Below are 5,088 nucleotides of genomic sequence, written 5' to 3' on the forward strand. Positions count from 1 at the left end.
CGCCGGCGGTGGCGGCGGCGGTGGCGCTGTTCCGCTCGGCGCCTACATCGGCCACGGCAGCGGACCCGCCACGTTCCGGCCGAACACCGTCGCGCTGTACGCCGTACTGATCCCCTTGGTCTGGATCGGAGGTCGGGCGGTGGCACGCGTGATCCGGGCCGCCAAGAAGTAGAAGGGCAGCGCCGGTTGCGGAGCGGGCCAGTGGCACGCGTGCTCCGGGCCGCCAAGAGGTAGGGGCAGCGCCGGTTTAGGGACCCAGCGTTCCTTAAATACCGCGCCCGGCAATTTTCCCACAGCGTGCGTGCTCCCGCCCTGACGGACCCTGCGTGGGGCCCTAGCGGACACTGCGGCAGGACCGTAGGCTCGAATATGACAGCCACCTACGGGAGAAGGACATCCGATGAAACTGAGCCATATCCCCTTGCGCCTGTCCACCGGCGCGTTCATCTTCAACTCCGGCCTGGGCAAGCGGAAGCTGGACAGGGACAGTGCCGCGGCCATGCAGGAGATGGGCAGCCGCGCGATCCCCCAGTTGCAGGAAATGGACCCCGAGAAGTTCGGCAAACTGCTCGCGTACGGCGAGATCGCCCTCGGCGCGGCCCTGCTGCTGCCGTTCGTGCCCAGCCGGCTGGCCGGCCTGGGCTTGACCGCCTTCTCCGGTTCAATGCTGGCCATGTACTTCAACACCCCCCACATGACCACCGAAGGCGGCGTCCGCCCCAGCTCCGAGGGCACTCCCTTGGCCAAGGACGTCTGGCTGCTCGGCATCGCGCTGGCGCTGATCCTCGACACCAAGGACAAGAAGCCGAAGGTCTTCAGGACCCTGTAGCTTCCACGGCGCAGGACGACGGCGGAGCGCGCCCCTCGCCGTCGTCCTCCCCCGTCCACAACGCCAGCGGCAGGTGCCGGACGCCGCTTCCAGCGTGAGATGATGGAAGCCATGGCCGCTCTCACTTTTCCGCTGGTTGACGTCAGCGAAATCATCCGGTTGGTGGGCGGCGCCGCCTTTGCCCGCGGCAAAATCTACGCCTCCGATGGCTCCGTTGCAGAACCAGTCTGGGACCCCTCCGTCCGGCTGCTGACCGCCAAGGTCATAGGCACCGCCGCCCTGCCGTACCGCTGCCGGATCTACTTGGAAACCGGCAAGGGCGGGCAGTGGCGCCCGGCATCGTCATCCTGCAGTTGCCCGGTGGGCGACGACTGCAAGCACGTGGCCGCCGTGCTCTTGGCCAGCAACAGCCAGCACGTCATCTCCAGCCAGGCCTTCGCGCGCGAGCCGGAACCGGAACCGGCCGGCTGGCAAGATTCGTTGGAGGGGCTCATCGGCGGCACGCCGGACCCCAGCCGGCAGGACACCGGCAAGCCGTCGAAGGCCAAGGCGAAAAGTACGGCTCCGCTGGGACTTCAGTTCGAGCTCCTGGAACCCGGACGCCGGCAGGACCGCCAGTACCGCCCCTCGGGCCTCTCCCTGCCGCAGGCCTCCGCGCCGGGCCCGAACTGGACGCGCAGGGCCGGGAACCGGCTGCGCGTCGGGGTCCGTCCGGTGCTGCAGAACGAGACCGGGCGGTGGATCCGCAGCAAGCTGCGCTGGAACACCATCAGCTACAAGACTTATGGCCTGCCGCTGGACCCCGAACAGCACCGCTGGTTCAGCCAGTTCGCGCCGCTGCACCGGGCCACCGGCCTCACCTACTTCGGCGAAGACAACGATTGGCTTTTCCTGGACGAGTTCAGCAGCCCGCTCTTGTGGGAACTCTTCGCCGAGGCCAAGCGGCTGGGCATCGCCCTGATCGGCGCCAAGGCGGACACCGTCGTCGAGGTCCGGGAACAGGCCGTCATCGGTCTGGACGCCCACCGGGACGGGCCGGCCGACGCTTCCGCTGACGCCCCCGCGGCGGAAGCCCCCAGCCCGGAAACCGGCGGGGAGACCGGGCCGGCGACCGCGGACCTGGTCCTCACCCCGTCGCTGCGGATCGACGGGCGGGAACTGCCCACCGGGACGGCGGGCATCGTCGGCACGCACGGCGTCTACCACTACGCCGTCGACGGACAGACCGTCATCACGCTGGCCCCGACCGGGCATCCGGTGACCGACCAGGAAGCGAACCTGCTGCTCTCCGGCACCCCGCTGAAGGTGCCGGCCGCCGACGTCGAGCAGTTCATGGAGCGCTACTACCCCGTGCTCAGCCAGCGCATCGCCGTCGTCAGCAGCGACGGTTCGGTGAGCTTCCCGGAGATCGTCCCCCCGGAGCTCGTGCTGACCGCCTCCTACCGCAAGGGCAACGTGCTGCAGCTCGGCTGGCACCTCGAGTACCGCCACGGGGACAAGCCGCTGCGCCTGCCGGTCGATGAGCAGCCCGACGGCAGCCACTACCGCGACCTGCCGGCCGAGCAGGACCTGCTGGAGGCGGCCGCGGCGGTGCCGGGCGTGGGCACGACGGCGGCGCGCACCCTCCGGGACATGGCCACCGTGGATTTCACCCGCTACGCGCTGCCGGCGCTCGAACAGGTCGACGGCGTGCGCGTGGATGTTGTCGGCGACAAACCCGACTACCAGGAACTCACCGAGGCACCCGAGCTGACCATCAGCACGGTGGAGACCGACGAGAGCGACTGGTTCGACCTGGGCGTCATGGTCCGCGTGGCCGGCCGCACCGTCCCGTTCGGGAACATCTTCAAGGCCCTGGCCCGCGGCCAGACGCGGCTGTTGCTGGTGGACAAGTCCTACCTGTCGTTGGAGCAGCCGGTCTTCGACCGGCTCCGCCAGCTCGTGGACGAAGCCCGCCACATGCAGGACCGGGAATCGGGCGAACAGCTGCAGATCAGCCGCTACCAGGCGTCCCTCTGGGAGGACCTGGAGGAAGTCGCCACCGAAACGGTGCAGGCGCGTACCTGGCGCGAATCGGTGCAGGGGCTGCTGGAACTGGAAACAGTCGAGCAGACCCCGCTGCCGGCCGGCCTGCACGCCGACCTCCGCCCCTACCAGGCCGAAGGCTTCAACTGGCTCGCCTTCCTCTGGCGGCACCGGTTGGGCGGCGTGCTGGCGGACGACATGGGACTCGGCAAGACGCTGCAGACCCTGGCCCTGCTGCTGCATGCCAAACAGCAGGGCGACCCGGCCACCGCCCGGCCGTTCCTGGTCGTGGCACCCACCTCGGTGGTGTCCAACTGGGTCAACGAGAGCCGGCGCTTCGCCCCAGACCTCCGGGTCGAGAGCATCACCGACACCCAGGGCCGCGGCCGGCCGCTGTCCGAGATCGCGGCGGACACCGACGTCATCGTCACGTCCTACACGCTGTTCCGACTGGATTTCGACACCTACAAGGAGATGGACTGGGCCGGGCTGATCCTGGATGAAGCCCAGTTCGTCAAAAACCGCGCCACCAAGGTCCATCAGTGCGCCCGCGACCTGCACGCGCCTTTCAAGATGGCCATCACCGGCACGCCCATGGAGAACAACCTCATGGAGCTCTGGTCCATCTTCTCCATCGTCGCGCCCGGGCTCTTCCCGTCCGCGGTCCGGTTTGTGGACCAGTACCAGCGGCCGATCGAACGCAGCCAGGACAAGGAGCTGCTGCAGAAACTGCGCCACCGGATCAAACCGCTGATGATGCGCCGCAGCAAGGAGGCCGTGGCCGACGACCTGCCCGAAAAGCAGGAGCAGATCCTCGAGGTGGAGCTGACGCCCAAGCACCGGCGGATCTACGACACGCACCTACAGCGCGAACGGCAGAAGGTGCTGCGGCTGGTCGAGGACATGGACAAGAACCGGTTCACGATCTTCCAGTCGCTGACCCTGTTGCGGCTCTTGAGCCTGGATCCCTCGCTGGTGGATCCGAAATACTCGTCGGTCCCCTCCAGCAAGCTGGGCGTCCTGTTCGAGCAACTCGAAGACGTCCTCGGCGAGGGGCATCGGGCGCTGATCTTCAGCCAGTTCACGAGCTACCTGAAGAAGACCGCCCAGCAGTTGGACGCGGCCGGCATCGAATACTGCTACCTGGACGGCTCCACCCGCCGCCGCGCCGACGTCATCGACACGTTCAAGAACGGCAATGCGCCGGTGTTCCTGATCAGCCTCAAGGCCGGCGGCTTCGGCCTGAACCTCACCGAGGCCGACTACTGTTTCCTGCTGGACCCCTGGTGGAATCCGGCGACCGAGGCCCAGGCGGTGGACCGCACGCACCGGATCGGCCAGACCAAGAACGTCATGGTCTACCGGATGGTGGCCCGCGGGACGATCGAAGAGAAGGTTATGGCCCTGAAGGAACGCAAGGCCAAACTGATCGCCTCGGTGCTCGAAGACGATGCGATGTTCTCCTCCAAGCTCACCGCCACCGACATCCGCGGGCTGTTCGGCGAGTAGCCGGCCCCCGGCAGCGCCTTGGTGCCTACTGCGTCTTGAGCGCCTCAGTGCCTACTGCGTCTTGATCTGCAGCAGCCGCCAGCCTTCGGGCACCTGCGCTTCGATCGCGGCCTTGGCTTCGGCATACGTATCACCCTCGGCCGACAGCTCCTTGGTTTCCACCGGCTGAATGATTCCCACAACTTTGACCACGGACTAAAGATATCCCCGCCCGCCCGGGCACCCCGGGATGCGGCGTGGTGCTTCCGCTCACGCCCGGCACCCGGGTGGGCGCCCGCCCGGCCCTTCCCATGGAAGGCGCGGGGCCGCCGGCGCTTCGCTCCCGCCAGGTGTTTCCTCCACCGGCCGTCACCTGCCTCCGGCATGCCGGCGCCAGACCAGGTCCAGGCCCGCGTGGGCGCAGTCTATGTTCCAGTCCGTGTACTCCACGCCGAGCGCGTCCGGGTGGTCGGAGGCGAACACCACCACTCCAGGGTAGTCCCGGATGAATTCCGACAGCATGTCGATCCCCTGCCGGTCCAAATCGGCGTCGAGCCGGTTCAAGACCAGCAGCGGCGGATCGCCCAGCGAGGCCCTCGCCAGCATCAGCCGGGCCAGCTCGGAGGTGGTCAACGGTTCGCCGCCGCGCTTGAGCTGGGTGTCCTCGCCACGCTCCAATTGCCCGATGCGGCCGGCGAGGCCGACGCGCTTCAGAGCCGCCGCTCCCTCGTCCGGCGGGAGGTCGG

4 protein-coding genes are annotated in these 5,088 nt (G+C 68.1%); 2 read left to right on the forward strand and 2 right to left on the reverse strand.

Translation table 11 applies throughout. The features are described from left to right. Positions 1–400: 400 nt before the first annotated feature. Together AC5RV2_RS14350 and AC5RV2_RS14355 are read left to right on the forward strand one after the other, a co-directional pair. On the forward strand, positions 401–829 hold the full coding sequence (locus AC5RV2_RS14350; protein ID WP_494092889.1) for a DoxX family protein: 429 nt from the start codon (positions 401–403) through the stop codon (positions 827–829). 111 nt (positions 830–940) lie between these two features. Further along, positions 941–4,363 carry a DEAD/DEAH box helicase gene (locus AC5RV2_RS14355; RefSeq protein WP_494092890.1) on the forward strand — a complete coding sequence of 1,141 codons (3,423 nt, stop codon included), beginning with the start codon at positions 941–943 and terminating at the stop codon, positions 4,361–4,363. Between the two features lie 51 nt (positions 4,364–4,414). On the opposite strand, the gene AC5RV2_RS14360 is transcribed toward AC5RV2_RS14355, so the two are convergent. Then, positions 4,415–4,555 (reverse strand): hypothetical protein, encoded by a 141-nt coding sequence (locus tag AC5RV2_RS14360; protein WP_494001544.1) that lies wholly within the window; start codon positions 4,553–4,555, stop codon positions 4,415–4,417. A 156-nt stretch (positions 4,556–4,711) separates the two neighbouring features. Continuing rightward, positions 4,712–5,088 (reverse strand): P-loop NTPase family protein (locus AC5RV2_RS14365; protein ID WP_494092891.1); only part of this gene is annotated, 377 nt, incomplete at its 5' end.

It is taken from the genome of Arthrobacter sp. Y3225116, assembly GCF_059091245.1.

Coding starts and splice junctions, on each gene's coding strand:
- AC5RV2_RS14350 (WP_494092889.1), top strand. CDS start 401: ATGAAACTGAGCCATATCCCCTTGCGCCTGTCCACCGGCGCGTTCATC.
- AC5RV2_RS14355 (WP_494092890.1), top strand. CDS start 941: ATGGCCGCTCTCACTTTTCCGCTGGTTGACGTCAGCGAAATCATCCGG.